Origin of the sequence: Hydrogenophaga sp. (assembly GCF_050182545.1) — a bacterium.
In the GTDB taxonomy this organism is placed as follows: domain Bacteria; phylum Pseudomonadota; class Gammaproteobacteria; order Burkholderiales; family Burkholderiaceae_C; genus Hydrogenophaga.
This window is the reverse complement of sequence record NZ_JBFXCD010000016.1, coordinates 61,499-85,991: the sequence shown is the minus strand read 5'-3', so window position 1 is coordinate 85,991 and position 24,493 is coordinate 61,499. Positions and strand designations below refer to the sequence as shown.

The following is a 24,493-nucleotide window of genomic DNA, read 5'->3' as shown; positions in this document are numbered from 1 at the left end:
GATCAGGCTCCTTGGCCCGCGGCGGGGGAGGGCATGGCGGTCACAGCGCCACGGATTTGTTGCCACGATTGGGCCAGGGGTTCGATCAGCTCCACCACCTCGGCCACGGCCGCGCCGTCGTTGCGCAGGTTGGCATGGGTCAGGCGCTTCACGCTGAATTCGTACAGACCTTTGAGGTTGCTGGCCAGTTCCCCGCCTTCGCGCAGGTTCAGGCCCGCTTTCAGGCCTTCTTCCAGGATGCGCACGGCCTTGCCCAGCGCGGCGCCCTTGGCCTGCACTTCACCACGTTCAATGGCGCCGCGCGCCTGGTTCATCGCCTGCAGCAGTGCGTCGTACAGCATGCCGACCAGCTGGTGCGGATCGGCGCCCTGCACGCCGGTCTCGGCGGCGACCCGTTTGTAGGCAGATGCGGCGCGGGTGTTGACGGAGGTGAACATGGCATCGGTTCCTTGTGGCTGATGCCTTTCTGTATCGGCACCAGACGGTGGGACTGTAGTCATGGGCGGCGGGATTTGAGGCGAAAAGTTCATGCTTGAAACCCTTTAGGGCGGCGGCTGCACCAGGCCAAAAACTGAAAGGCCCGACCCTGCGGCGTTGCACGGGGTCGGGCCGGTGTGAACAGGCGCTGAAGCGGGCCTCAGCCGGTGTTCTTGTTCCAGAGCGTGATCTGCTGGGTGATGAAGGCGTTGAGGCCGTTGAGCTGGCCCACGGCCGCGTCCATGGCGTTGTACTGCGCGAGCAGGCGCACCTCGGCGCGCGCGGCGCGGTCGTTGACCTTGTCCTGCTCCTTGGTGTTGCGCGTGATGGCGCCGCGCAGCGACTCGGTCCGGGTGGTCACCAGGCCGCCGGTGGCGAGCAGGCCGTCGGCGAAGGCGTCGATCTTCTTGCCGAAACCCTTGCCGGTGGCCACGCTGCTGTCGGCGGTGAACAGCGTCTGGAGGTCGCTCGGGTTGGCCATCGCGGCGTCGAGCTTGGTGTTGTCGATGGTCATGGTGCCGTCGGTCTTGAGCGACAGGCCGATGTCACCCAGGCGCGAGAACGGGCTGGTGGTGGAGGCCGACCGCATCATGCCGCGCAACGCGTTCTGCAGGCCGACGGCCGTGCTGTCGCCCTGCAGCGAACCGGCGACCTTGGTGTCGGGGTCGTACTTGGTGGCGGTGGCCAGCATGTTGTTGATCGCGTTGTAGGCATCCACCATGGACTGGATGTTCTTTCGCATCGCTTCCTTGTCGGCGCTGACCGCGATCTCCACCGGCTCCGTGGTCACCCGGCTCAGGGTGAGGGTGATGCCGGGCAGCGCGTCTGCCACGGTGTTGCTGGCCGAGGTGATCGCCACGTTGTTCACCGTGGCCATGGCGTTCGCGCCGGCCTGGCTCAGCGCCATGCCAAAAAAGCTGCCGTTGTTGTCGTAGGCCAGGCGCGAAAGACCGTTGGCGTCGTCGTTCACGCCGTCGTCGTCGGTGGCCTGGATGCGGAATCCCATGTCCTCGCCGGTGTCGTTGGAGCGCACCAGCAGCCGTTCGCCCGACGCATCGCGCAACACGGTGGCGCTCACGCCAGCGTCGGCGGCGTTGATCTTGCTGGCGATCTGGCTCAGCGAGTCCCCCGCGCCGATGGCCACGTCCACCGCGGCCGCGCCGCCGGACACAAAGCTGCCGGTCGCCCAGCTGCCCAGCTCGACGCGCAGGCTGCCGCTGCCCATGGAAGCGCCATTGGCCACCGCGACCGAGGCGTTGGACTGCGACTTCGCCAACTGTTGCACCTCGATGGCCAGCGACGTCTGTGGTGCGCCGGCAGATGCGCTCACGCCCACGGAGTCGGGTGCCGAGGAACTGGCCTTCACCGCGGTCCAGGTTGTGGGGTTGGCCAGCTTGGCGGCCGCGTCGCCCAGGCCCGCCACCATCGACTTGATGGTGCCGTAGATGGAGAGCTTGCTCTGGAAAGAGGCGGCCTGTTTTTGCAGCGGCGCCAGCGGCGCGCGCTCGAGCGCCACCAGCTTGGCGACGATTTCCTGAACCGGGACGCCGCTGGCAAGACCGGGCGATGAGATGGCCATGTGAAATCCTTTCCGGGATGAACACAGGGCACGCTCGGGGCATGCCCTGTGTTGATCCCGCAAGGCCCGAAGCGGCGGGGCGGTTGTTCACCGCCGCCGCCGCCCCGGGTCACCGTGCCCGGGGGCGCGGTGGTTGCGGGTGTTGCGCTTCGATCAGCGCAGCAGGGACAGCACCCCCTGGGGAATCTGGTTGGCCTGCGCCACCATGGCGGTGCCGGCCTGCTGCAGGATCTGCGAGCGCGAGAGGTTGGCGGTTTCCTTGGCGAAGTCCGCGTCCATGATGCGCGCGCGCGAGGCGGAGAGGTTTTCCACGCCGATCTGGATGTTGGCCACGGCGTTTTCAAAGCGGCTCTGCACGGCACCCAGGGTGGCGCGCGCGCCGTTGACCTGGTCGAGTGCGTCGTCGATCTTCTTCATCGCGATGTAGGCGCCCTTCTCGGTCGTCACGTCGATGGAGTCGATGCCGGTCAGGTCGGTGGCGGCCGCCACCACCGTGGGCGCGGCAAAGCCGGTGGCCGCGGCGGTGAAGCCGGCCGAGAACGTGGGGATCAGCACCGCGCCGGTGTCGTCCAGCCGCGAAGACAGGATTTCGAGGTCGAAGGTGCCATCGTCGTTGACCACCAGGTAGGCCGAGACGCCGGTCTCGCTGGACTTGCGGTTGATGGCCTCGACCACCTGGCCGACGCGCTCGGTGCCCGAGTTGGCCGCCGGAATCGCGCCCAGCTCCACGGTGGTGCCGTCGACCGTGATGTCAAGCGTGCCGTCGGCGATGGCGGTGCCAAAGCCGGTGAACGCCGCGTCCTCGGGGTCGATGGAGGCCACGGTCACTTCACCGTAGGCCACGGTGCTCAGGTTCGCGGCGGTGGTGTCGGCCAGCGAACCGATGGTGATGTTGTCGCCGGCGTTGGCGCCGACCTGGAAGGTGGCGGCGGTGAAGGAGCCGTCCAGGATCTTCTTGCCGTTGAACGAGGTCTGGCGCGAGACGCGATCGACTTCGTCGGTGAGTTGCTTGACTTCGGCCTGCAGGGCATTGCGGTCGTCGTCGCTGTTGGTGGCGTTGGCCGCCTGCACGGCCAGCTCGCGCATGCGCTGGAGCATGTCGCCGACCTTGCCCAGTGCGCCTTCGGCGGTCTGTGCCAGGGAGATGCCGTCGTTGGCGTTGCGCGCGGCAACGCTCAGGCCCTTGACCTGGGCGTTCATGCGCTCGGCGATGGCCAGGCCGGCGGCGTCGTCCTTGGCGCTGTTGACGCGCAGACCCGAGGACAGGCGCTGCATGGAAGTGGCCAGCGAACCCTGTGAGGACAGCAGGTTGCGCTGGGCGTTCATCGACATCACGTTCGTGTTGATGGTGGTCATGACTAACTCCTATGGATGAATGAAAGGCAATCCGGCACCGTTGCGCCCTGGGGCTTTGACCGTGTCGCCGCTTTCACCCGCCGGAGGAGGATCCGTTCCAGACATCCATTGGGTTTGATTTCGGTAGCCCTGACGTATTCTTGAGGTTTGGTGAAGGGCCATCGCCCGAATAAAGACCCTGTACCGGGCCTTGTTCCGGGGATTGAACCCACGAAAAAGGGCGGCGGGGCGGTTGTTCACCGCCACCGCCGCCCGGGGCTGCCACGCCGGCAGGCGTGGTGTTTGCCAGTGCTTTGCCGATCAGCGCAGCAGCGACAGGACGCCTTGCGAGGCCTGGTTGGCCTGGGCCACCATGGCGGTGCCGGCCTGCTGCAGGATCTGCGAGCGCGAGAGGTTGGCGGTTTCCTTGGCGAAGTCCGCGTCCATGATGCGGCCGCGCGAGGCGGAGAGGTTCTCCACGCCGATCTGGATGTTGGCCACGGCGTTCTCGAAGCGGCTCTGCACGGCACCCAGGGTGGCGCGCGCGCCGTTCACGTCGTCCAGCGCCGCGTCGATCTTCTTCATCGCGATGTAGGCACCCTTCTCGGTGGTGATGTCGATGTTGGAGATGCCGGTGGAGTCGGCTGCCGAGGCGGCGGTGTCGGCGGCGTCGCCGGTGGCTTCGAGCAGGCCGGTGGCGGTGGCGGTAAAGCCAGCGGAAAACTCGACCGTGGCGGGCGCCGTGCCCGCCGCGTTGAGCTGGGAGGACAGCAGTTCCACGTCGAAGGTGCCGTCTTCGTTGTCCACGAGGTAGGCGGACACGCCGGTTTCGCTGGTCTTGCGGTTGATGGCTTCCACCACCTGGCCCAGGCGCGCGGTTTCGGACGTGGCAGCTTCGATCACGCCCAGATCCACCGCCGTACCGCCGTTCACCGTGATGGTCAGGGTGCCGGTGGCGATCTCGGTGTCGTAGCCCGTGATGCCGGCGGCCGTCACGGTGGCGGTGGCTTCGCCGTAGATCACGGTGCTGAGGTTGTCGGCGGTGGTGTCGGTGAGCGAGCCGATGGTGATGTTGTCGCCGGCGTTGGCGCCGACCTGGAAGCTCGCGGCGGTGAAGGAGCCGTCGAGGATCTTCTTGCCGTTGAACGAGGTCTGGCGCGAGACGCGGTCGATTTCGTCGGACAGCTGCTTGACTTCGGCCTGCAGGGCGGTGCGGTCATCGGCGCTGTTGGTGGCGTTGGCCGACTGCACGGACAGTTCGCGCATGCGCTGGAGCATGTCACCGACCTTGCCCAGCGCGCCTTCGGCGGTCTGTGCCAGGGAGATGCCGTCGTTGGCGTTGCGCGCGGCCACGTTCAGGCCTTTGACCTGGGCGTTCATGCGCTCGGCGATGGCCAGGCCGGCGGCGTCGTCCTTGGCGCTGTTGACGCGCAGGCCCGAGGACAGGCGCTGCATGGAAGTGGCCAGCGAACCCTGTGAGGACATCAGGTTGCGCTGGGCGTTCATCGACATCACGTTCGTGTTGATGGTGGTCATGACTAACTCCTAAAAGGTTGAAAAGTAATCCGGCATTGCTGCCCATCCCGGCATCGGCCCGAAGGCTGCTGCCACGACCGGTGCGGGCTGTGCGCCGGGGTTGGGCCTTCGAGGCCTTTTCCCCATCGTCACTTCGCTGGCCGGACGACGAACCCCTTTGGGAAGTCCGTTGCATTCAATTTCGGTGCGCCCGCGAACTTCTTGAGCACTGGATGCAATCTGTCCGCGCAAGAACGGTATCCACCATGAAAAAAGGCCACGCCGTGTGGCGTGGCCTTCGTGGTGCGTCGGCTGATCAGCGCAGCAGCGACAGGACGCCTTGCGAGGCCTGGTTGGCCTGGGCCACCATGGCGGTGCCGGCCTGCTGCAGGATCTGCGAGCGCGAGAGGTTGGCGGTTTCCTTGGCGAAGTCCGCGTCCATGATGCGGCCACGCGAGGCGGAGAGGTTCTCCACGCCGATCTGGATGTTGGCCACGGCGTTCTCGAAACGGCTCTGCACAGCACCCAGGGTGGCGCGCGCGCCGTTCACGTCGTCCAGCGCCGCGTCGATCTTCTTCATCGCGATGTAGGCGCCCTTCTCGGTCGTGATGTCGATGTTGGAGATGCCGACGGAGTCGGCGGCCGAGGCGGCGGCGATGGCCGCGCCATCCGCCACGACCAGGCCCGTGCCCGCTGCGGTGAAGCCGGCGCCGAAGACCACGGCTTCAGGGTCGCCGTTGGCGTCCAGGCTGGACGACAGCAGTTCCACGTCGAAGGTGCCGTCTTCGTTGTCCACGAGGTAGGCGGAAACGCCGGTTTCGCTGGTCTTGCGGTTGATGGCTTCGACCACCTGGCCCAGGCGGGCGGTTTCGGAGGTGGCGGCTTCGAGCTCGCCCAGATCGACCGCCGTTCCGCCGCCGACTGCAATGGTCAGATCGGCGGTGATGGCGACGTCGTAGTCGGACATGGCGGTGATGTTGGCCGCGCTGATGACCCTGGTGTTTTCCCCGTAGGCCACGGTGCTGAGGTTGTCGGCGGTGGTGTCGGTCAGCGAGCCGATGGTGATGTTGTCGCCGGCGTTGGCGCCGACCTGGAAGCTCGCGGCGGTGAAGGAGCCGTCCAGGATCTTCTTGCCGTTGAACGAGGTCTGGCGCGAGACGCGGTCGATTTCGTCGGAGAGCTGCTTGACTTCGGCCTGCAGGGCGGTGCGGTCATCGGCGCTGTTGGTGGCGTTGGCCGACTGCACGGCCAGTTCGCGCATGCGCTGGAGCATGTCGCCGACCTTGCCCAGCGCGCCTTCGGCGGTCTGGGCCAGGGAGATGCCGTCGTTGGCGTTGCGCGCGGCCACGTTCAGGCCCTTGACCTGGGCGTTCATGCGCTCGGCGATGGCCAGGCCGGCGGCGTCGTCCTTGGCGCTGTTGACGCGCAGGCCCGAGGACAGGCGCTGCATGGAAGTGGCCAGCGAGCCCTGTGAGGACATCAGGTTGCGCTGGGCGTTCATCGACATCACGTTCGTGTTGATGGTGGTCATGAGTAACTCCTAAAGGTGAAAGAAAAGTAATCCGGCATTGCTGCCCATCCCGACGCCAGCCCACAGGCTGGCTGCCATGACCGGTGCTGGGCTGCGTTGCCCGGTGGGCCCTGGGGCCTTGACCGGATCGCCGCTTTCACTTGCCGGACGACGAACCTTTTTGGAAGTCCGTTGCCAGCCATTTCGGAGTCCCGGGGAGATTCTTTAGCGTGGCCTTGTCGAACTGGTGCGCCACGGCCCCTCGCCACGAGGGCCGCTCCCGCCGCTGCGGTGTTGCACAGGCAGGACCGGAATGAGTGCAAAGGTTGTAGGAATTTGCCTGACAAGGGGGTGGTGCACACCTGACAGCGCGGACAGCGATTTACCGATTCAAGTTTTTTTACCGGTCGACACAATTCAACACATCGGGTCAGCACATGTAAGCACATCGCCAGCACGGCGGCCCCAACCGAGAAGGAACGCACCATGGACAACGAGCAACTCCTGGCTGAAATCCGCGAAGCCAACCTGACCTACCTCATGCTGGCGCAGAACCTGATCCGCAAGGACCGCGCCGAAGCCCTGTACCGCCTGGGCCTGACCGAGGAAGCCGCCGACCTGCTGGGCATGCTGTCCACCGCGCAACTGCTCAAGATCGCCTCCAGCAACATGCTGCTGTGCCGCTTCCGCGTCGACGACGACCTGGTGTGGAACCTGCTGACCAGCCACAACGTGAAGAAGGTCGACAACGCGACCACCACGCAGCTGCACGCCAGCATCCTGATGGCCGGCAAGTTCGCCGAGTCCATGGCCGTCACCGCCCACTGATCTCCCTTCTTCTCACTTCAGGAGCCCACCATGGCCGCAGGCAAGAGCATCCTCAACGAGTCGCGCGACATCGAACGCGCGGTGGCCCTGATCCAGCTGGGCGCGCGCCTGCAGGTGCTGGAGTACGAGACCAGCCTGTCCTACGAGCGCCTGCTGCGCCTGTACAAGGAAGTGGCCGGCAAGTCGCCGTCCAAGGGCCAGTTGCCCTTCTCGACCGACTGGTTCCTGACCTGGCAGCCCAACATCCATGCGTCGTTGTTCCTGAACATCCACGAATACCTCTCCAAGACCAGCGAGCTCGAAGAGATCGACACGGTCATCAAGGCGTTCCGCCTCTACAGCGAGCAGATGCAGGCCAGCGCCATCGAGCCGCTGCTCTCCGTCACCCGCGCCTGGCGCCTGGTGAAGTTCGTCGACAACGGCATGCTCACGCTGACCAAGTGCTCCTGCTGCGGCGGCCACTTCGTGACCGAACCCTACGAAAACCGCCACTTTGTGTGCGGCCTGTGCCAGCCCCCGGCCCGCGCCGGCAAGGGCAGTGCCAGCGGCGGACTTCGCCTGCACTGAGCTCCAGATCCTTCTCTCAAAGCCTGAAATGGACCCCGATGCGGGTCCATTTCGCGTTTATGGCCCCGCTCAATCGCCTCTAGAGTTGGTCGATAGAAAACACATCCCTCCAAGTCACGCCCGCGTGCGAGCGAAGCGTCCTCTTTCAGGCACAAGAACATGTTCGTCATCATCGGTTTCATCGTCTCGATGCTCTGCATCTTCGGGGTCTTCATACTCCACGGCGGCAACATCGGCGTGGTGCTCAAGGCGCTGCCTTTCGAGATGACGACCATCCTGGGCGCGGCCCTGGGCGCGTTCCTGATCAACAACCAGATGAAGGTGGTCAAGGCCTCGTTCAAAGGCCTGGCGGGCTGCTTCAAGGGCAGCCGCTACACCAAGGCGCGCTACATGGAGCTGCTGGCGTTGCAGTTCGACATCCTGCAGAAAGCGCGCAAGGAAGGCCTGATGGCGATCGAGCAGGACGTCGAGAACCCGCACGAGTCCGCGCTGTTCAAGAAATACCCCACCATCGCGTCCGACCACCACGTGGTCGAGTTCATCACCGACTACCTGCGCATGATGGTCTCGGGCAACCTCAACGCGCACGAGATCGAGTCACTGATGGATGCCGAGATCGAGACCCACCACCAGGAGGCGCACGCGCCGGTGGCGGCCATCGGCCGGCTGGCCGGCGGCCTGCCGGCCTTCGGCATTGTGGCCGCCGTGCTCGGTGTGGTGAACACCATGGGCTCGGTGGGCCAGCCACCCGCCGTGCTGGGCGCCATGATCGGCTCGGCCCTGGTGGGTACCTTCCTCGGAATTCTGCTGGCCTACGGTGTGTTCGAACCCCTGGGCGGCCTGATGGACCAGAAGGTCGAGGAGAGTGGCAAGGAACTGCTGTGCGTGAAGACCACGCTGCTCTCCAGCATGCAGGGCTACGCGCCACTGACCGCCATCGAGTTTGGCCGCAAGGTGCTGTTCGTCGACGTGCGACCCAGCTTCACGGAGCTTGAGAGCCACGTCAAGAAGAAATGAACATGCGAGCGCCCGCACACGATCCAGAGGCATCGCGGAACTGGCCTGGCCAGGCCGCTGATGTCGTCCCCCTTGTTGGGGGAAGCCGCGCAGCGGCGCAGGGGAGAACCTGATGGCCGGGGATGGCAAAAAGCTGCAGCCGATCATCGTCAAGCGCATCAAGAAGGGTGGCCATGCCGCCCACGGTGGCGCCTGGAAGATCGCGTACGCCGACTTCGTGACCGCGATGATGGCCTTCTTCCTGCTGATGTGGCTGCTGGGTTCGACCGCCAAGGGCGAGCTGCAGGGCATTGCGAGCTATTTCCAGTCGCCCGTGAAGGTCTCGCTCATGGGCGGGCCAGGCACCGGCAACAGCAGCAGCATCCTGCCCGGTGGCGGACGCGACCTGAGCAAGGCCTTCGGCCAGATGGACAGTGGCGAGGCCGAGCGCGCCGCCAAGCTCATCGGTGCCCAGATGGCGCGCGCCGAACAGGCCCGCAAGGACGCCGCGCGCATGGAAGCGCTGGAGCGCAAGATCGTCAACCTGATCGAGCGCAACCCCAAGCTCTCCGAGTACGGCTCGCAGATTCAGCTGGAGAAGACCACCGACGGCCTGCACATCCAGATCGTCGACCAGCAGAACCGGCCGATGTTCGACACCGGCAGCGCGCTGGTCAAACCCTACATGCGCGACATCCTGCGCGAGATTGGTGCTGCACTGGGCGATGTGGACAACCGCATCGCGCTGGCCGGCCACACCGACGCCACGCCCTATGGCAGCGGCGAACGTGGTTACAGCAACTGGGAACTCTCGGCCGACCGCGCCAACGCCTCGCGCCGCGAGCTGGTGGCCGGAGGCCTGCCCGACGACAAGCTGCGCCGGGTCGAGGGGCTGGCGTCGAGCCGCCTGCTGCGGCCCGAGCAGCCCATGGACCCGATCAACCGGCGCATCAGCATCGTGGTGATGACGCAGGAGGCCGAGGAGCGCCTGGTTGCGCCCCCGGCGCCCGCGGTGTCGCCGCCGTCTCCCGTTCCCGCTGCCCCCGCGGCGCTGCCTGTGTCCAGCCCGCCACAGGCCACGCCAGCGCTGCCGGTGGCGACCTCGGTGGCCACACCCGCGCTTCAGATTTCCGGTGAAGTGACGAAATCTCCCTCACAGAGTGGTGGCTGACGCGGCCACCATTCTTTTCCCTTGATCCTTTCCTCCCACGGAGGCTTCCATGTCCACCCCGATGAAATTCCTGATCGTTGACGACTTCTCCACCATGCGGCGCATCGTGCGCAACCTGCTCAAGGAGATCGGGCACTCCGACGCCGATGAAGCCGAGGACGGCGTGGCGGCGTTGGCCAAGCTGCGCAACGGCGTGTTCAATTTCGTGGTCTCCGACATCAACATGCCGAACATGAACGGCTTTGAACTGCTGGCCGAGATCAAGAAGGACGAGAAACTCAAACACCTGCCGGTGCTGATGGTGACCGCCGAGGCGCGCAAGGAAGACATCGTGCTGGCCGCACAGAACGGCGCGGCGGGGTACATCGTCAAGCCTTTCACCAAGGCCACTCTGGAAGAGAAGCTCGCGAACATCTTCAAGAAACTTGGCATCTGAGAGGGCACCGCACCATGAACTCCAGTGAACAAGAAGAAAGCGGCACGGGCAGTCCGGACATGTTCCGCCAGCTGGGCTCGATCACGCGCCAGCTGCACGACGCGCTCAAGGAGCTGGGCTACACCGACAAGCTCAAGGGCACGGTGGACCAGTTGCCCGACGCGCAGAGCCGGCTGTCCTATATCGCCCGCCTGACGGGTGAGGCGGCCGAGAAGGTGCTCAACCACGTCGACGAAGGCAAGGCCGAGCAAGGCCTGATCGCCGAGCGCGGCCGGCAGTTGCTCGACACCATCCGGCGCGTGCCGGCACTGGCCAAGGCCATGCCCGAGCTGGTGGAGTGGACGCAGGATGTCATTCACACGGCCGAGAAGACCGACTCGCGCCTGACCGACATCATGATGGCGCAGGACTTCCACGACCTCACCGGCCAGGTGATCGGGCGCGTGGTTAACCTCGCGGGAACGATCGAGGAACAATTGCTCGGCCTGCTGCTGCAGTCGGCCCCTTCGGGCCAACCCGGTCAGGACCACGTGATCGCCGAAGGAGGCCTGGCCGGCCCGGTGGTCAACCCGGAAGGCCGCACCGACGTGGTGAGCGACCAGGCGCAGGTCGACGACCTGCTCGCGTCACTCGGTTTCTAACCCCCGCGGCGCTGCGCGCCACCCCCTTCCAGGGGGCAATGCCTGTGGCCCGGCAAAGCCGGTTCCACGGCATTTCTGAACGAACTTCCTCCGCGCTCCATGTGCGCTTCTGTCTTGCGGCTGCGCGGCGCGCTGTGGAGCGAAATCAAGGGGGAGGCGGCCTCCCGCCGCCGGAGGACATTCGCGGAACAGCGTGCCGCGCAGCCGCAAGGCAGCGAGGTAGAGGCAGGAAACAAGAGGACAGGGGAAAAGAAAAGCACCCCTTCACCGCTGCTTATCGCCCTTTAGTTTTTCCGGGCGGATTCCAGAATCGGATGCACCGATCGAGTGAACCCGCACCATGGAATCTTCCAGCCAGGACAAGAACCTACCCGCCACCGCGCAGCGCCTGAAAAAGGCGCGCGACGATGGTCAGGTGCCGCGTTCGAAGGAGCTGGGCAACCTGGCCGTGCTCGGCGGCGGCGCCGCGGTGCTGCTGGCGCTGGCACCCGCCGGCTTCGAGAAACTGCGCAGCGCCCTGCAGGGCCAGTTGCGCTTTGACCACCAGACCCTGCTCAAACCCGAACTGGCCACCGAACGCCTGGTGGACGGCTTTGCGCAGGGCCTCATGCTGTACCTGCCCCTGGGCGTGATCGTGCTCGCCCTGGTGCTGCTCACCGCCTTCGCCTCGGGCAGCTGGGCACTGAGTTCCAAGCCCCTCATGCCGGACCTGAGCCGCATCAACCCGCTCAAGGGCTTCGGCCGCCTGTTCTCCAAGCAGCAGTTGTTCGACACCGCCAAGCTCACGGTCCTGACGGCCGTGGTGGGCGTGGTGGCCTGGCAGTTCATCGCCTCGCACGTGGAGCCGTTTGGCACGCTGCTGATGCGGCCGCTCGAGTCGGCCCTGGGCCAGCTCGGCACCTGGCTGATGTTCGGCGTCGGTTTGCTGCTGCTGGTGGTGGCGCTGGTGGCCATGGTGGACTTTCCGATGCAGAAGTTGCTGCATGCGCACCGCATGCGCATGTCGCACCAGGAAGTCAAGGAAGAACACAAGCAGCTCGAAGGCGACCCCCACATCAAGGGCAAGCGGCGCCAGCGCCAGCGCGAGATGGCCCAGCGCAACAGCGTGGGCGCGGTGCCCAAGGCGGACCTGGTGGTGATGAACCCGACCCACTACGCGGTGGCGATCCGCTACGACGACGCCACCATGGCCGCGCCGCGCGTGATTGCCAAGGGCGCCGACCTGCTGGCGATGAAGATCCGCGACGTCGCCAAGGCGCACAAGGTGCCGGTGCTGCAGTCGCCCATGCTGGCGCGCGCGCTCTACGCCCATGCCGAGATCGACGACGAGATTCCCTCGGCGCTCTACACCGCCGTGGCCCAGGTGCTGGCCTATGTGTACCAGCTCAAGGCTGCGATGAAGGGGCAGGGCGTCATGCCCGCCGAGCAGCCCACCCCGATGGTGCCGCCGGAGCTCGATCCGCACTTCAAGAAAACCCCCGCCCCGGAGGCCACTGAATGAACGCCCTGCAGCCCCTGCAGCAATGGCTGCAACGCAACGCCGGCTGGGCCGCCGGCCTGGCCGCGCCCATGCTGGTGATCACCGTGCTCTCGATGATGGTGTTGCCGCTGCCGCCCTGGCTGCTCGACACCTTCTTCACGCTCAACATCGCGCTGGCGCTGGTGGTGATGATGGTCGCGGCCTACATGAAGCGCCCGCTGGACTTCTCGGTGTTTCCCACGGTGCTGCTGCTCACCACGCTGCTGCGCCTCTCGCTCAACGTCGCCTCCACCCGCGTGGTGCTGATGGAGGGCCACACCGGACCGGGCGCGGCCGGCGCGGTGATCGAGGCCTTCGGCCACTTCCTGATCGGCGGCAACTTCGCGGTCGGCTTCATCGTGTTCGCCATCCTGGTGGTGATCAACTTCGTGGTGATCACCAAGGGCTCGGAGCGCATCGCCGAGGTGTCCGCGCGCTTCACCCTGGACGCCATGCCCGGCAAGCAGATGGCGATCGACGCCGACCTCAACGCCGGCCTGATCGACGAGAAAGAGGCCAAGCGCCGCCGCGCCGAGGTGGGGGACGAGGCCGAGTTCTTCGGCTCCATGGACGGTGCCTCCAAGTTCGTGCGCGGCGACGCCGTCGCCGGCATCCTGATCCTGTTCATCAACATCATTGGCGGCTTCATCATCGGCATGGCCCAGCACGGCCTCTCAGCCGGGCAGGCGGCGGACAACTACATCCTGCTGGCTGTCGGTGACGCGCTGGTGGCGCAGATCCCGGGCCTGCTGATCTCGGTGGCCGCGGCCATGGTGGTCTCGCGCGTGGGCAAGGACGAGGACCTGGGCGCGCAGGTGATGGAGCAGATGTTCCTCTCGCCCAAGGTCATGGGCATCACCGCAGCGGTGCTCTTCATGCTGGGCGTCGTGCCTGGCATGCCGCACGCGGTGTTCCTGAGCTTTGCCGCGCTCACCGGTGGCCTGGCCTGGTGGCAGTTGCGCCAGCAGCGCAAGCCCGCGCCCGAACCCGAGGCCCCCGCGGCACCGGGCGACGGCGAAGCCACCTGGGACGACCTGCAACCGGTCGACCTGCTGGGCCTGGAACTGGGCTACCGCCTGATCGCGCTGGTCGACAAGACGCGCCAGGGCGACCTGCTCACCCGCATCAAGGGCGTGCGCAAGAAGTTCGCGCAGGAGGTGGGTTTCCTGCCGCCGGCGGTGCACGTGCGCGACAACCTGGAGCTGCGCCCCAGTGGCTACCGCATCACGTTGCGCGGTGTGGTGGTGGGCGAGGGCGAGGTGTTCCCCGGCATGTTCCTGGCCATCGATCCCGGTGGCATCAACACGCCGCTGATCGGCACGCCCACGACCGACCCGGCGTTCGGCCTGCCCGCGCACTGGATCGAGGAAAAGCAGCGCGAGAACGCGCAAATGGCCGGTTTTACGGTGGTTGATTCCGAGACTGTGCTGGCCACGCATCTTTCACACTTGATGCAAGTCCAGGCGGCCAGGTTGCTCAGCCGGACGGAGACCCAGGACCTGGTTGAACACGTCACCCGCCTGGCCCCCAAACTGATCGAAGAAGTCGTGCCCAAGATGGTCCCCGTTGCCACCTTCCAGAAAGTTCTCCAGCTGCTGCTGGAAGAGTCTGTGCATGTGCGCGACATCCGCACCATCATCGAATCGCTGGCCGAGCACGCGGCCCAGACCACCGACCCGACCGAACTGGCCCGCCGCGTGCGCATGGCGCTCTCGCCGGCCATCGTGCAGCAGATCTACGGCCCGGTGAAGGAACTCGAAGTCATCGCCATCGAGCCCGGCCTGGAGCGGCTGCTGATGCAGGCCCTTTCGGGTGGCGCCAACGGCGCGCTCGATCCCGGCGTGGCCGAAATGCTGAGCAAATCCGCCACCGACATCGCCAACCGCCAGGAGGAAAAGGGCGTGCCCGCCTGCCTGCTGGTGCCCGACGCCATCCGCAACGCCATGTCGCGCCTGCTGCGCCGCGCCGCGCCGCGCCTGCAGGTGCTGGCGCACAGCGAAATTCCTGAAACCCACCTGATCCGCATCGGCCCGATTCTTGGAGAACTCGCATCATGAACATCCAGCGCTTCACCGCCCCCACCTCGCGCGAAGCCATGGCCAAGGCCCGTCGTGCCTTTGGCGACAGCGCCGTGATCCTCTCCACCCGCTCCAGCGATGAGGGATTCGAGGTGATGGCCGCGGCCGAGGAAAGCCTGGCCTCGCTGGCCGAGCACGCCGCCGCGCCCGCAGCCCGTGCGCCACAGCGCGCCGAAGCCGCCGCGCCCGCCAGCAAGGCCGCCGCCGCCCTGGCCGCGCCGCAGTCGGTGCAGAGCGACACCGAGGCGATGGCCATGAGCACGCTGTCGTTCCAGGACTATGTGCGCGAGCGCATGCTGCGCAAGCGCCGCGAGGCGCTGCAAGGCACTGCCGCCCCGGCCGTGGAGGCACCTGCGGCGCCGGTCGCCGCGCCCCAGATCGTGGCCAGGCCCGAGCCCATTGCGATGCCGGTGCAGCGCTTCAACCAGCCCGAGCCCCTCGTGGCGCGCAATCCGGCGCCCATCCGCACCCGCCAGTCCGAGCCCGCGTGGGAGGACTCGCAACCGTCGACGCGCTTCCCGAGCAACAACGACAGCCGCATGGCGGTGGAACTCTCGGCGCTCAAGGACATGATCGAGGAGCGCTTCAACACCCTGGCCTGGCTCGGTTCGTCCAAGCAGAACCCGATCCAGTCCAACCTGATGCTCAAGATGATCCGCGCCGGCTACTCGCCCGCGATGTCGCGCGCCGTGCTCGAGCGCGTGCCGACCGAGGCCGGCGCCGCCGAGGCGGTGCGCTGGCTGATGGACGTGATCACGCGCAACCTCAAGGTGGCCGCCCCTGGTGCAAGCCTGTGCGACGAAGGCGGCGTGGTCTCGCTGATCGGCGCCACCGGCGTGGGCAAGACCACCACCGCCGCCAAGCTGGCCGCGCAGTGCGTCAAGCAGTACGGCGCCGCCAGCGTCGGGCTGATCACGCTCGACACCTACCGCGTCTCGGGCTACGAACAGCTGCGCGCCTTCGGCCGCATGCTCGGCGTGGTGGCCCACCTGGCGCACGACCGCGCGGCGCTCAAGGACCTGCTCAACCTGCTCTCGGCCAAGCGCCTGGTCATCATCGACACCGCCGGCCTGGGCCAGCGCGACCAGCGCATCCAGGACATGCTCGACGTGCTGGACATGCCCAAGGTGAAGAAGACCCTGGTGCTCAACGCCGGCTCGCAGGGCGACACGCTCGACGAGCAACTGGCTTCGTTCAAGTCCAGCTCGCTGCATGGCGTGGTGCTCTCCAAGGTCGACGAGGCCGTCAAGCTCGGCCCCGCGCTGGACGCGCTGATCCGCCACCAGGTGGTGCTGCGTGGCGTGGCCAATGGCCAGCGCGTGCCTGAGGACTGGCAGAACCCCGACGCGGCCGCGCTGGTGCGCATGTCCATGGGCACGCAGGGCAAGTCGGCCTACGACCCACAGGCCACCGACATGGGCTACTTCTTCGCGCAGGCGTCGGGCCGCGGCATCGATCTGGGAGCCGCGCATGTTTGAACCCGGCTTCGACCAGGCCGCCGGCCTGCGCGGCGACCCACCCGCCCGGGGCGCGGTGCTCATGCCCGTGGCCAGCCCGGCCCAGCCCGCGCGCGCCTATGAGCTGTTGTGCACGCTCGCGTCGGGCCTGGCGGCCGAGGGCCGTGCGGTCATCATCGTGGACGCCACCGCCACCGAGGCCACCAGCCGCGACCGCCACGATGGCGCCCACCTGGGCCTCATGCGCGTGCTGCAGGACCCGTCCATCGCCCATCTGGAGCACGCCCGCGACGGCGCCGACTGGCTGGTGATGCCCGGCGCCATGGGTCTGCAGACCTTGCAGGAAACGGCACAGGCTGCCGGCGCGCAGGTTGCGCTCTCGCGCCTGCTGGCACCGTTCGCGCCGGGCGCGCTGGTGCTGTTGTTCGCACCCGCCTTCTCGCTGGCCGAGCTGCTGCACGGCCTGGCCGCGCGCGTTCTCGTGCCCGTGATCGAGCAGCCGCAGTCCAGCATCGACGCCTACGGCGCCGTCAAGCTGCTGCACGCCGCCGGCCTTTCGCCCGCGCTGGCCCCGCTGGCCCATGGCGCGGGTACCGCGCTGCAGACCGTGGTGAACGTCGTGGCCGACACCGCGCAGCGCCACCTGGGGCTGCCGCTGGAGAGCTGGCCCGCCCGCACCTGGGCGCAGCGCGTGCAGGAATGCGCCCTGGAGCGGCCGCGTCAGCGCCACGCCCACGGTTACCACGGCCTGGTGCCCGGTGCTTCCCGCGCCGCCCGCACGGCCAACGCATATTCCCTCTGGAGTTGAAGATGTACACCGCCAAAGGCACCCTCAACCGGGACGACCAGCTGAAGAAATACAGCCCGCTGGTGCGCCGCCTGGCCCACCACATGATTGCCAAGCTGCCGCCCAGCGTCGAACTCGACGACCTGATCCAGGTTGGCATGATCGGTTTGACCGAAGCGATCGCGCGCTTCGAGCCCACGCAGGGCGTGCAGTTCGAGACCTTCGCCAGCCAGCGCATCCGCGGCGCGATGATCGACGAGCTGCGCGAGGGCGACTGGATGTCGCGCGGTTCGCGCAAGAGCCAGAAGGACATCGAGCAGGCCGTCAACCGCCTGCAGCAGAAGCTGCACCGCGTGCCCAAGGAAAGCGAGATCGCCGAGGAAATGGGCATGAGCCTGGCCGACTACCAGCACCTGCTGGCCAAGGTGCGCGGCACCCAGCTCGTGTACCTGGAAGACATCAGCGGCAATGGCGACGACGAGGACGGTTTCCTGGACCGCCACATGGGCGACCACGAAGCCGACCCGTCCGCGGTGCTGCAGGACCATCGCATGCGCACCGCGCTGGTGGCCGCCATCAAGGTGCTGCCCGAGCGAGAGCAGCAGATCATGTCGATGTACTACGAGCACGACATGAACCTCAAGGAAATTGCCGCCGTGCTTGGCGTGACCGAGTCGCGCATTTGCCAGCTGCACAGCCAGTCGATCGCGCGCCTGCGTGCGAAATTGCGCGCGCACTGAGGCGGCTCGTCAGGACAAGGGTTTGCCCGGGTCAAGGATGGGGCTGCGCAGGCCGATCTGATGGGCACGCCGGACGTACATGGTCCGCGTGGTCATCGCGCCGAGTTGCGCATCTTTTCGGGGCCCTCGCGGCCCTGTCATTCCACGGAGTTGCATCAATGAAATCCCTGTTTCGCCCCCTGCTCGCCCTGTTCGCCTCGCTGGCCTTCGTGACGGGCGCATCCGCCCAGGAACACGGCACGCGCGATGAAGCCAAGGCCATGACCGAGGCCGCCATCGCCCACCTGAAGAAGGTCGGCAACGACAAGGCCTTTGAAGACTTCACCAAGGACAAGGCCAACTGGAACAAGAAGGATCTGTACGTTTTCCTGCTGGATACCGATGGCGCCATCAAGGCGCATGGTGCCAACGAGAAGCTGGTGGGCAAGAACCTGCTCAACCTCAAGGACCAGAACGGCAAGGAATTCGTCAAGGAATTCGTGGCGGTCGCCGGCAAAGGCGAAGGCTGGGTCGACTACGACTGGGCACATCCGGTCAGCAAGAAAGTGGAAGGCAAGACGACCTTCATCAAGCGTGTCGCCGGCACCAACCTCGCGGTGGCCGTGGGCGTCTACCGCTGATGCCCTGCGCGGTGGTGGTGCCTGCGTGCGCCATCACCCGTCCGCGCCGATGCCGTCCACCGCGACGGCGCTTTCCCTTCGAAAACGAGGCAAGAACGATGAAGTTGTTTGACAACGCCCGGATCGGTGTCAAGGTCGCACTGGCGCCGTTGATCACCATGCTGTGCCTGGCGATCGTGGCCGGCCTGGGCCTGTGGGCCACGCGCGACCTCTCCAGTTCGCTGCGCTCCATGCAGACGTCGACCTTGCCCACGCTGGCCACCACCACCGAGTTGCAGCGCCGCATCGGCGCGGCCTATGCCAGCACGAACCAGTCACTGGCATGGACCGGGGCCGAGTTTCCTGCCACGCGCATCGATGCCCTGGACAAGGCCCTGGTCAGCGAGCTGGGCGAGATCGAAAGTCTGATCAAGGCGCAGCATGCGCTGCCGATCTGGGACGATGCCGCGCGCGAGCAGCTTCAGGTGCTGGAGAAGACCCATGCCGCCTTCCGCCAGACGGTGCTGGATGCGCTCGACATGAAGAGCACCGGCCTGGCCACGGCCGGCAGCTTCATCGACATCATGCAGACCGCGTACCTCAAGCTCGACGAGCAGATTTCCGCACTGGCCGCCAGCCAGCGCGAAGCCGCCAACGCCCGCGTGGACGCCTCCGCGTCCGCCGCCGCGGGCAAAGGCCTGGGCATTGCCGTGGGTGCGGCCCTGGCGCTGCTGCTCTCGGCCGTGGCCGGCTGGTGGTGTGTTCGCCGCATCGTTGCGCCGCTGCGCGCCGCGCGGGCCCTGGCCGCTGCCGTGGCCGATGGCGACCTGCGCTCGCAAAGCCACGCAACGTCAACCGATGAAACCGGCCAGGTGCTGCAGGCGCTGGACCAGGTGGCTGCGCAACTGGGCGAGCTGGTGGCTGAAGTGCGCGGCACGGCCCAGCAGGTCGAGGTCGCCTCGAGTGAGATCGCCCACGGCAACACCGACCTCTCGGGGCGCACCGAGCAGCAGGCCGCGCGCCTGCAGCAGGCGGTGAGCGCGATCGAGCAGCTCAGTGGCAGCCTGCGCCAGGCGGCGCAGCACGCGCAGCAGGCCGACGTGCTCGCGCGCCAGGCCAGCGAGGTCGCCCGCGAGGGCGGTGAGGTGGTGGAAGAGGTGGTGCGCACCATGGACCAGCTCAACGCCCAGTCGCTGCGCATCCGGGAAATCATCGGCACCATCGACGGCATCGCCTTCCAGACCAACATCCTCGCCCTCAATGCGGCGGTGGAGGCCGCGCGTGCGGGTGAGCAGGGCCGGGGCTTTGCGGTGGTGGCCGGCGAGGTGCGCAACCTCGCGCAGCGCTCGGCCGAATCGGCGCGCGAGATCCGAAAACTCATCGGCACCTCGGTGGAGTACACCGAGGCCGGCACGACCAAGGTGCAGGCCGCGGGCGACACCATGCGCCGCATCGTCGAATCGATCGGGCGCACCACCAGCATGATGGGCGAGATCGCCACCGCCAGCCGCGAGCAGGCCGAAGGCGTGTCGCACATCAACCAGGCCGTCTCCGAGATGGACCAGTCCACGCAGCAGAACGCCGCGCTCGTGGAACAGGCCGCCGCGGCCACCGAGTCGCTCAAGTCGCAGTCGCAGCGGCTGGTGCAACTGCTCGACCGCTTCCGCACGGCGTGAGGGCGCACCCGCGCCGGCCGATCAGCCGCCGCGGGTGAGCTTGAGGACTTCCATCAGCGCTTCGATGAGGCGTTGCGCCCATCTGGGCAACTTCTCCAGCAGTTTGGCGATGCTGCCCCTGACGGTCTCGATTTCTTCGATCACGTCCATCCCCAGGGGGTCGCCGGACTCCTCGTCGAAATCGATGGTGTTGCCGGGAATGGCGACGGTGATGCCGATCTGTTCCGCCGCCGCGCGGTAGCGGCAGGCGATGTAGACGAACTCCTCGAACAACGCACCCAGCGCGGAGCGGGCGTCGTCGAAGTCGAGCACCACGGCGCGCGCATCTTCGGGGGCCAGGCGCCGCGTGAACTCGTCGGCCAGGTGCCGCGCGACGTAGCCCATGCGCCGTGGGCCGGCGTGCTGACTGCGCAGCACCGCGACGGCACCGACGGTCTGGACAAAGGCAATCAGACCCCGCCGGAAGTCCTCGCTGCTGGGCGCCACGATTCTCTGTTCCATGCGGATCCTCTCGAAAGGTATCGGCGTGTCGATGCTATGCCGGCTGCGGCAGGCGTCAAGGGTAGGTGGTGGCCTTCCGGCGGTTCGCCGTCGGCGTGGTGTTCAGGCCTCCGGGGCCTGCCGATGTCACCCTTGCTGGCAGAGTGCGTGCGGGCGTTCCCAGCCGGCGCCGTTGCGCGGCCACTCGACCAGCACGCCCTCGCGGGTCTGCGCCACCACGCGGCCGTCGACGCGGTCCAGGCTGCCCCTGTGCATGCGGTTGACGCGGGCGCCGGCCGCGAAGCGCGGGGTCTGGAAGAGGGATCGGAGGAAATTCATCATGTCGTGCAATCGGATTCAGTGGGCGCCGAAGGTGTGGCGGCCCCGGTGGGCGCGGTCCCAGCGGCGCTGCATGTCTTCGAGCTGGTGCAGGCTCTTGGCGGTGCTGAGGTAGTCCTCCAGACCGTCGGAGGCGCCGTTCGCGACACGGCGGAAGAAGGGCCCCAGCAGGCGGCCCAGGTGGGAACGGAAGGCGTGGAAGAAGGCGTTCATGGCGTGTGCAAGGTCGAACCTAGGGTAAACCCTGATTATCGTACCGACGCAGAATAAATGAAGCCTTCATCAGAATGGCTTATGCCGCATCAGAGGCCTGGCCCCGAGCCGGGCGAAAAAAAACCGGCAGATGGACGCCGGTGTGTGGGGGCGGGGAGAGGCCGGACTCAGGCGGTCAGGAACCCGCGGCCGGCGCCGCCTGTGGACGAAGGCCTGGCCATGCGGCCATAGGTTGGCTGTTGCTGCACGGCTTGCTGGGGCAGCAGGGAAGTGAGCGCACGCTGATTTTGTGCGCTTGAGCGCAGAACCGCCTGGCGCAGGCGGGCAAACCGCTGGGCGGCGCTCTGCGTGTCCTGTTGCAAGGCGGCGTCCGGTCCGGCCGTCGTGGCCACGGGGGCTTGCTGCAGCACCGCCTGCAGCGCCGCGCTGGCCCGTTCCACGCCGGGGGCATCGCCGCGCAGCAGGGCTGCTTCCAGCGCATCGAGCTCGGCCTGCAGCGATCCGATCCAGGGGTGGGTGGTCGTGGCAGCGAGCGCGAGCGTCATGGTGGTTGTTCTCTGGGGGGATGGGTTCAGGCCCGGCCGCCGTTGAGCATTTCGGCGGCGTTGGCCAGCATCTTGTCGGCAATGGCCTCGGCGTTCACCTGGAACGTGCCGCTGGCGATCGCCTGCTTCATGGATTCGACCTTCTCGGCGTTGAACACCTCGCTGCCGCCGGAGCCCATCGCCGAAACGGTGGTGGGCGACAGGGTCACGGTCACGCCCGCCTGGGGTTTGGCCGGTGTGGCCGCCGCGGCGGCGGCCTGTTCGGCGCCCGCGACGGGTTTTTCGGCGGTCTTCTGGGGACCACCGGCCACGGAACCTATATAGGAATCGGGTGACGAATCGACTTTCATTTCACGCTCCAAACCCCGCAGTCAGGGTGATGTGAAAGAACTATCGACCCCGGTCACACGAACTTTAGGCATTTTTATGGCGCCGGGTCGGGCCATCCGTCACGTCTGGCGGTCCGTTGCCGACGCCCGGTTCACAGCGCCATCTCGACGGTCTGGTCGTCCTGGACCTCACCGGTGACCACCCGCCCGCCGGGCAGCCGGATGCGGGCGGACTGCCCGACCAGACCTTGGGTGAGGGCCTTGCCGGTGGCCGAGATGCTGAATCCCGTGCCGCTGCTGTTGACCCGCACCTGGTCGCCCGCGGCAAAGGCCTTCATCGGGCGCACCATGTTCTCGCGGATCGCCTGGCCCGGTGTGAGGGCAAACGCGGTCTGCTGGCCGACCCACATGTCGGGCCGCGCCAGCACAGCCGAGGATTGGGCCGCCCAGTCCACTTCGACCTGTTCGGCGTCATCTTGAGACAAAGTCGCGCCAGCGTCGACCGGGCGCTTGAGCACCCAGGCCGGCCCCCAGGCCTTGATGGTGACCGGGATGTAGACGTTCCAGCGCCGCGGCCCGTCCACGCAGCGCAGGCCGATGCGGCTGCGGCCCCACAGGCGCGAGCCCGGGGGCAGGTGGGGTTCGACCTTGTTGCAGGGCGCCAGGCGCAGGCGGCTGTCGAGCGAGCCCATCACCACCTCGGTGCGCAGGGGCAGATCGGCGTCCTGGGGCAACTGGGCATCCAGCGCGGGTTTGAGCCAGGCGCGGGCCGTGTTCTCCAGCGCGTCCGATGACCCGCTGGCCATGGCGCCGCCACTGGTCACCAGCCACAGCGCGGCCAGTGCGCCCGTCCACCGGCCCACCAGCCGCCGAAAGGCATTGCGCGTGGGGGACAGTGGGGCGAATGGCATGGCGTTCTCCTGGATGGCGGGCGGGTTCAGTGGAGCACTGTAGGTCGGTGACGCCGCGGACAAAGCCGGGAAATGCCTTGCAAAGCGGCGCTTGTTCCGCTCATTGCCGACCCTCAAGATTTTCATAATTCCTTCAACCCCCGGTATCGGGACCTCCCTGTGGAGGCACCGCGCCGGCCCCGTCACCCGAAGGAGTTGCCGCCCATGCTTGAACAGATGACCGCCCGGCTGGACTTCCATGCCAACGCGCTGCTGTTGCGCTCGCAGCGCCAGCAGGTGATCGCCAGCAACATCGCCAACGCCGACACCCCCGGCTACATCGCACGCGACTTCGACTTTGCCGCCGCGCTCAAGAGCGTTTCAGGCGCGCAGACCGGCGCGGGCGCGACCGTGAGCCAGACCAGCGCCGGCCACATGCGCCTGGGCACGACCGATGCGCGCCACCCCGACCTGGCCTACACGGTGCAGACACAACCGAGCCAGGACGGCAACTCGGTCGACCTCGACCGCGAGCGCGCCAACTTCGTGGACAACAGCGTGCGCTACGAGTCCACGCTGCGATTCATCAACGGCCACGTCAAGACGATGCTCAGCGCCATCACCGGCCAATGAGCTGAAAGGAATCTGCCATGTCGATGTTTTCCATCTTCGGGGTTTCGGGCAGCGCGGTCAGCGCGCAGTCGCAGCGCCTCAACGTGGTCGCCAGCAACCTGGCCAACGCGGATGCCGTGGCCGGGCCGGACGGCCAGACCTACAAGGCGCGCCACATCCTGTTCCAGACCGTGCCCATGGGGGGCGATGGCAGCGCCGGCGTGAAGGTGCAAAACATCGTCGAGAGCGATGCGCCGGGCCGCCGCGTGCACAACCCCAGCCACCCCAGCGCCGACGCAGACGGCTACGTGACGCATGCGAACGTGAACCCGGTGGAGGAGATGGTGAACATGATCTCGGCCTCGCGCTCGTACCAGAACAATGTTGAGGTCATGAACACGGCCAAGTCGCTGCTGCTCAAGACCCTCCAGATGGGCCAGTGAGCCCGCCGCAACGACCACCGGACCTGACCCATGTTCATCCAGCCCCTTGATCTCTCCAACCTCGGCAACACGCCGGGCAGCACCACGGGCACGTCGGCCAGCAACGCGACCGACCCGCAGGCCTCGCAGGACCGCTTCCTCAAGCTGCTGGTCGCGCAGCTCAACAACCAGGATCCGCTCAACCCGATGGACAACGCGCAGATGACGACCCAGATGGCGCAGATCAACACGGTCAGCGGCATCCAGGAACTCAACGCCACGCTCAAGGGCATGGCGGCGCAGTTCTCCTCCGCCACCGCGCTGCAGGGCACCTCGCTGATCGGGCGCGAGGCCCTGTTGCCGGGCGACACGCTGACCTTCAAGAACGGCCAGGGCAAGGCCGCCTTCTCGCTCGAAGGCAAGGCCAGCGACGTGCGAGTCGACATCATGGGCACCAACGGCGAAGTGATCGACACCGTGCAAATGGGCGCGCTTGGCGCGGGCCTGCACGGATTCGAGTGGGATGCCGCCGGCATCGACCCTGCCACCGTCCAGGGCTTCAGGGTGAGCGCGGTCGATGGTGGCGCGGCGGTGGACACCGTCTCGCTCAAGCGCCTGTCAGTCGACTCGGTGAGCTTCTCCGGCGGCTCCATCTACATGCTGCTGCAGGACGGCAGCACCCGCGCCTACAACGACGTGCTCGCCTACATGTGAGCGCCTGAACCCCGGCCCCTTACCAGAACAACCGTTTT

At 66.9% G+C, this 24,493-nt stretch carries 27 protein-coding genes; 16 read left to right on the top strand and 11 right to left on the bottom strand.

Going from position 1 to position 24,493, the window contains the following annotated elements:
* Positions 1-2: 2 nt before the first annotated feature.
* The 5 genes from fliS to AB7P10_RS15715 all read right to left on the bottom strand — a co-directional run bounded on the left by fliS (position 3) and on the right by AB7P10_RS15715 (position 6,437).
* Complete coding sequence (gene fliS / locus AB7P10_RS15735) at positions 3-437, bottom strand: flagellar export chaperone FliS (RefSeq protein ID WP_428294791.1); 435 nt, start codon at positions 435-437, stop codon at positions 3-5.
* A 200-nt stretch (positions 438-637) separates the two neighbouring features.
* Positions 638-2,056, bottom strand: a complete 1,419-nt coding sequence (fliD, locus tag AB7P10_RS15730; RefSeq protein WP_428294790.1) for a flagellar filament capping protein FliD — start codon at positions 2,054-2,056, stop codon at positions 638-640.
* Between the two features lie 153 nt (positions 2,057-2,209).
* Positions 2,210-3,412, bottom strand: coding sequence for a flagellin (locus tag AB7P10_RS15725; RefSeq protein WP_428294789.1), 1,203 nt, complete (start codon positions 3,410-3,412; stop codon positions 2,210-2,212).
* Positions 3,413-3,712: 300 nt separating this feature from the next.
* Complete coding sequence (locus AB7P10_RS15720) at positions 3,713-4,927, bottom strand: flagellin (RefSeq protein WP_428294788.1); 1,215 nt, start codon at positions 4,925-4,927, stop codon at positions 3,713-3,715.
* Between the two features lie 295 nt (positions 4,928-5,222).
* Positions 5,223-6,437 (bottom strand): flagellin, encoded by a 1,215-nt coding sequence (locus AB7P10_RS15715; RefSeq protein ID WP_428294787.1) that lies wholly within the window; start codon positions 6,435-6,437, stop codon positions 5,223-5,225.
* A gap of 465 nt (positions 6,438-6,902) precedes the next feature.
* Between AB7P10_RS15715 and flhD the strand changes: the two genes are divergently transcribed.
* From flhD to AB7P10_RS15650, 13 genes are all read left to right on the top strand, one after another.
* Positions 6,903-7,244 carry a flagellar transcriptional regulator FlhD gene (gene flhD / locus AB7P10_RS15710; RefSeq protein ID WP_297658098.1) on the top strand — a complete coding sequence of 114 codons (342 nt, stop codon included), beginning with the start codon at positions 6,903-6,905 and terminating at the stop codon, positions 7,242-7,244.
* 30 nt (positions 7,245-7,274) lie between these two features.
* Complete coding sequence (flhC, locus tag AB7P10_RS15705; RefSeq protein WP_428294786.1) at positions 7,275-7,811, top strand: flagellar transcriptional regulator FlhC; 537 nt, start codon at positions 7,275-7,277, stop codon at positions 7,809-7,811.
* Between the two features lie 159 nt (positions 7,812-7,970).
* Positions 7,971-8,828, top strand: coding sequence for a flagellar motor stator protein MotA (gene motA, locus AB7P10_RS15700; RefSeq protein ID WP_428294785.1), 858 nt, complete (start codon positions 7,971-7,973; stop codon positions 8,826-8,828).
* A 112-nt stretch (positions 8,829-8,940) separates the two neighbouring features.
* Positions 8,941-9,978 carry a flagellar motor protein MotB gene (gene motB / locus AB7P10_RS15695; protein WP_428294784.1) on the top strand — a complete coding sequence of 346 codons (1,038 nt, stop codon included), beginning with the start codon at positions 8,941-8,943 and terminating at the stop codon, positions 9,976-9,978.
* 49 nt (positions 9,979-10,027) lie between these two features.
* Positions 10,028-10,414 carry a chemotaxis response regulator CheY gene (cheY, locus tag AB7P10_RS15690; RefSeq protein ID WP_428294783.1) on the top strand — a complete coding sequence of 129 codons (387 nt, stop codon included), beginning with the start codon at positions 10,028-10,030 and terminating at the stop codon, positions 10,412-10,414.
* A gap of 14 nt (positions 10,415-10,428) precedes the next feature.
* Positions 10,429-11,055 (top strand): protein phosphatase CheZ, encoded by a 627-nt coding sequence (locus AB7P10_RS15685; protein ID WP_428294782.1) that lies wholly within the window; start codon positions 10,429-10,431, stop codon positions 11,053-11,055.
* A gap of 340 nt (positions 11,056-11,395) precedes the next feature.
* Entirely contained in the window at positions 11,396-12,556 is a 1,161-nt protein-coding gene (gene flhB, locus AB7P10_RS15680; RefSeq protein ID WP_428294781.1) for a flagellar biosynthesis protein FlhB, read from the top strand.
* A complete protein-coding gene (gene flhA, locus AB7P10_RS15675) occupies positions 12,553-14,631 on the top strand; it encodes a flagellar biosynthesis protein FlhA (RefSeq protein WP_428294780.1) in 2,079 nt (692 codons plus the stop codon). Before flhB ends, flhA begins: the two co-directional genes overlap by 4 nt.
* On the top strand, positions 14,628-16,130 hold the full coding sequence (flhF, locus tag AB7P10_RS15670; RefSeq protein WP_428294779.1) for a flagellar biosynthesis protein FlhF: 1,503 nt from the start codon (positions 14,628-14,630) through the stop codon (positions 16,128-16,130). The genes flhA and flhF overlap by 4 nt, the downstream gene beginning before the upstream one ends.
* A complete protein-coding gene (locus AB7P10_RS15665) occupies positions 16,123-16,917 on the top strand; it encodes a hypothetical protein (protein WP_428294778.1) in 795 nt (264 codons plus the stop codon). Before flhF ends, AB7P10_RS15665 begins: the two co-directional genes overlap by 8 nt.
* Before the next feature lie 2 nt (positions 16,918-16,919).
* On the top strand, positions 16,920-17,636 hold the full coding sequence (locus AB7P10_RS15660) for an RNA polymerase sigma factor FliA (protein ID WP_428294777.1): 717 nt from the start codon (positions 16,920-16,922) through the stop codon (positions 17,634-17,636).
* Between the two features lie 158 nt (positions 17,637-17,794).
* Positions 17,795-18,256, top strand: coding sequence for a cache domain-containing protein (locus tag AB7P10_RS15655; RefSeq protein ID WP_428294776.1), 462 nt, complete (start codon positions 17,795-17,797; stop codon positions 18,254-18,256).
* 98 nt (positions 18,257-18,354) lie between these two features.
* Entirely contained in the window at positions 18,355-19,911 is a 1,557-nt protein-coding gene (locus AB7P10_RS15650) for a methyl-accepting chemotaxis protein (protein WP_428294775.1), read from the top strand.
* 21 nt (positions 19,912-19,932) lie between these two features.
* Here AB7P10_RS15650 and AB7P10_RS15645 read toward each other — a convergent pair whose 3' ends face one another.
* The 6 genes from AB7P10_RS15645 to flgA form a co-directional block, all read right to left on the bottom strand.
* Positions 19,933-20,412, bottom strand: coding sequence for a hypothetical protein (locus AB7P10_RS15645; RefSeq protein WP_428294774.1), 480 nt, complete (start codon positions 20,410-20,412; stop codon positions 19,933-19,935).
* A 126-nt stretch (positions 20,413-20,538) separates the two neighbouring features.
* Entirely contained in the window at positions 20,539-20,733 is a 195-nt protein-coding gene (locus AB7P10_RS15640; RefSeq protein WP_428294773.1) for a hypothetical protein, read from the bottom strand.
* 15 nt (positions 20,734-20,748) lie between these two features.
* Entirely contained in the window at positions 20,749-20,943 is a 195-nt protein-coding gene (locus tag AB7P10_RS15635; RefSeq protein WP_428294772.1) for a hypothetical protein, read from the bottom strand.
* 167 nt (positions 20,944-21,110) lie between these two features.
* Entirely contained in the window at positions 21,111-21,488 is a 378-nt protein-coding gene (locus AB7P10_RS15630) for a hypothetical protein (protein ID WP_428294771.1), read from the bottom strand.
* Between the two features lie 26 nt (positions 21,489-21,514).
* The gene (flgM, locus tag AB7P10_RS15625) at positions 21,515-21,838 is read right to left on the bottom strand and encodes a flagellar biosynthesis anti-sigma factor FlgM (RefSeq protein WP_428294770.1); all 324 of its coding nucleotides are present in this window, start codon (positions 21,836-21,838) and stop codon (positions 21,515-21,517) included.
* 131 nt (positions 21,839-21,969) lie between these two features.
* Positions 21,970-22,728: a flagellar basal body P-ring formation chaperone FlgA gene (gene flgA, locus AB7P10_RS15620; protein WP_428294769.1), complete on the bottom strand. Its 759-nt coding sequence runs from the start codon at positions 22,726-22,728 to the stop codon at positions 21,970-21,972.
* 204 nt (positions 22,729-22,932) lie between these two features.
* Here flgA and flgB point away from each other — a divergent pair, with 204 nt between their 5' ends.
* From flgB to AB7P10_RS15605, 3 genes are read left to right on the top strand one after another with little or no spacing between them, the layout of a single operon-like run.
* Positions 22,933-23,340, top strand: coding sequence for a flagellar basal body rod protein FlgB (gene flgB / locus AB7P10_RS15615; protein ID WP_428294768.1), 408 nt, complete (start codon positions 22,933-22,935; stop codon positions 23,338-23,340).
* A 17-nt stretch (positions 23,341-23,357) separates the two neighbouring features.
* The gene (gene flgC / locus AB7P10_RS15610) at positions 23,358-23,762 is read left to right on the top strand and encodes a flagellar basal body rod protein FlgC (RefSeq protein WP_297658039.1); all 405 of its coding nucleotides are present in this window, start codon (positions 23,358-23,360) and stop codon (positions 23,760-23,762) included.
* A 30-nt stretch (positions 23,763-23,792) separates the two neighbouring features.
* A complete protein-coding gene (locus AB7P10_RS15605) occupies positions 23,793-24,455 on the top strand; it encodes a flagellar hook assembly protein FlgD (RefSeq protein WP_428294767.1) in 663 nt (220 codons plus the stop codon).
* The last annotated feature ends 38 nt before the right edge of the window (positions 24,456-24,493 follow it).

Excerpts from the sequence above, each read along its gene's own strand:
- fliS (WP_428294791.1), bottom strand. The coding sequence starts at position 437 with ATGTTCACCTCCGTCAACACCCGCGCCGCATCTGCCTACAAACGGGTC.
- fliD (WP_428294790.1), bottom strand. The coding sequence starts at position 2,056 with ATGGCCATCTCATCGCCCGGTCTTGCCAGCGGCGTCCCGGTTCAGGAA.
- AB7P10_RS15725 (WP_428294789.1), bottom strand. The coding sequence starts at position 3,412 with ATGACCACCATCAACACGAACGTGATGTCGATGAACGCCCAGCGCAAC.
- AB7P10_RS15720 (WP_428294788.1), bottom strand. The coding sequence starts at position 4,927 with ATGACCACCATCAACACGAACGTGATGTCGATGAACGCCCAGCGCAAC.
- AB7P10_RS15715 (WP_428294787.1), bottom strand. The coding sequence starts at position 6,437 with ATGACCACCATCAACACGAACGTGATGTCGATGAACGCCCAGCGCAAC.
- flhD (WP_297658098.1), top strand. The coding sequence starts at position 6,903 with ATGGACAACGAGCAACTCCTGGCTGAAATCCGCGAAGCCAACCTGACC.
- flhC (WP_428294786.1), top strand. The coding sequence starts at position 7,275 with ATGGCCGCAGGCAAGAGCATCCTCAACGAGTCGCGCGACATCGAACGC.
- motA (WP_428294785.1), top strand. The coding sequence starts at position 7,971 with ATGTTCGTCATCATCGGTTTCATCGTCTCGATGCTCTGCATCTTCGGG.
- motB (WP_428294784.1), top strand. The coding sequence starts at position 8,941 with ATGGCCGGGGATGGCAAAAAGCTGCAGCCGATCATCGTCAAGCGCATC.
- cheY (WP_428294783.1), top strand. The coding sequence starts at position 10,028 with ATGTCCACCCCGATGAAATTCCTGATCGTTGACGACTTCTCCACCATG.
- AB7P10_RS15685 (WP_428294782.1), top strand. The coding sequence starts at position 10,429 with ATGAACTCCAGTGAACAAGAAGAAAGCGGCACGGGCAGTCCGGACATG.
- flhB (WP_428294781.1), top strand. The coding sequence starts at position 11,396 with ATGGAATCTTCCAGCCAGGACAAGAACCTACCCGCCACCGCGCAGCGC.
- flhA (WP_428294780.1), top strand. The coding sequence starts at position 12,553 with ATGAACGCCCTGCAGCCCCTGCAGCAATGGCTGCAACGCAACGCCGGC.
- flhF (WP_428294779.1), top strand. The coding sequence starts at position 14,628 with ATGAACATCCAGCGCTTCACCGCCCCCACCTCGCGCGAAGCCATGGCC.
- AB7P10_RS15665 (WP_428294778.1), top strand. The coding sequence starts at position 16,123 with ATGTTTGAACCCGGCTTCGACCAGGCCGCCGGCCTGCGCGGCGACCCA.
- AB7P10_RS15660 (WP_428294777.1), top strand. The coding sequence starts at position 16,920 with ATGTACACCGCCAAAGGCACCCTCAACCGGGACGACCAGCTGAAGAAA.
- AB7P10_RS15655 (WP_428294776.1), top strand. The coding sequence starts at position 17,795 with ATGAAATCCCTGTTTCGCCCCCTGCTCGCCCTGTTCGCCTCGCTGGCC.
- AB7P10_RS15650 (WP_428294775.1), top strand. The coding sequence starts at position 18,355 with ATGAAGTTGTTTGACAACGCCCGGATCGGTGTCAAGGTCGCACTGGCG.
- AB7P10_RS15645 (WP_428294774.1), bottom strand. The coding sequence starts at position 20,412 with ATGGAACAGAGAATCGTGGCGCCCAGCAGCGAGGACTTCCGGCGGGGT.
- AB7P10_RS15640 (WP_428294773.1), bottom strand. The coding sequence starts at position 20,733 with ATGATGAATTTCCTCCGATCCCTCTTCCAGACCCCGCGCTTCGCGGCC.
- AB7P10_RS15635 (WP_428294772.1), bottom strand. The coding sequence starts at position 20,943 with ATGAACGCCTTCTTCCACGCCTTCCGTTCCCACCTGGGCCGCCTGCTG.
- AB7P10_RS15630 (WP_428294771.1), bottom strand. The coding sequence starts at position 21,488 with ATGACGCTCGCGCTCGCTGCCACGACCACCCACCCCTGGATCGGATCG.
- flgM (WP_428294770.1), bottom strand. The coding sequence starts at position 21,838 with ATGAAAGTCGATTCGTCACCCGATTCCTATATAGGTTCCGTGGCCGGT.
- flgA (WP_428294769.1), bottom strand. The coding sequence starts at position 22,728 with ATGCCATTCGCCCCACTGTCCCCCACGCGCAATGCCTTTCGGCGGCTG.
- flgB (WP_428294768.1), top strand. The coding sequence starts at position 22,933 with ATGCTTGAACAGATGACCGCCCGGCTGGACTTCCATGCCAACGCGCTG.
- flgC (WP_297658039.1), top strand. The coding sequence starts at position 23,358 with ATGTCGATGTTTTCCATCTTCGGGGTTTCGGGCAGCGCGGTCAGCGCG.
- AB7P10_RS15605 (WP_428294767.1), top strand. The coding sequence starts at position 23,793 with ATGTTCATCCAGCCCCTTGATCTCTCCAACCTCGGCAACACGCCGGGC.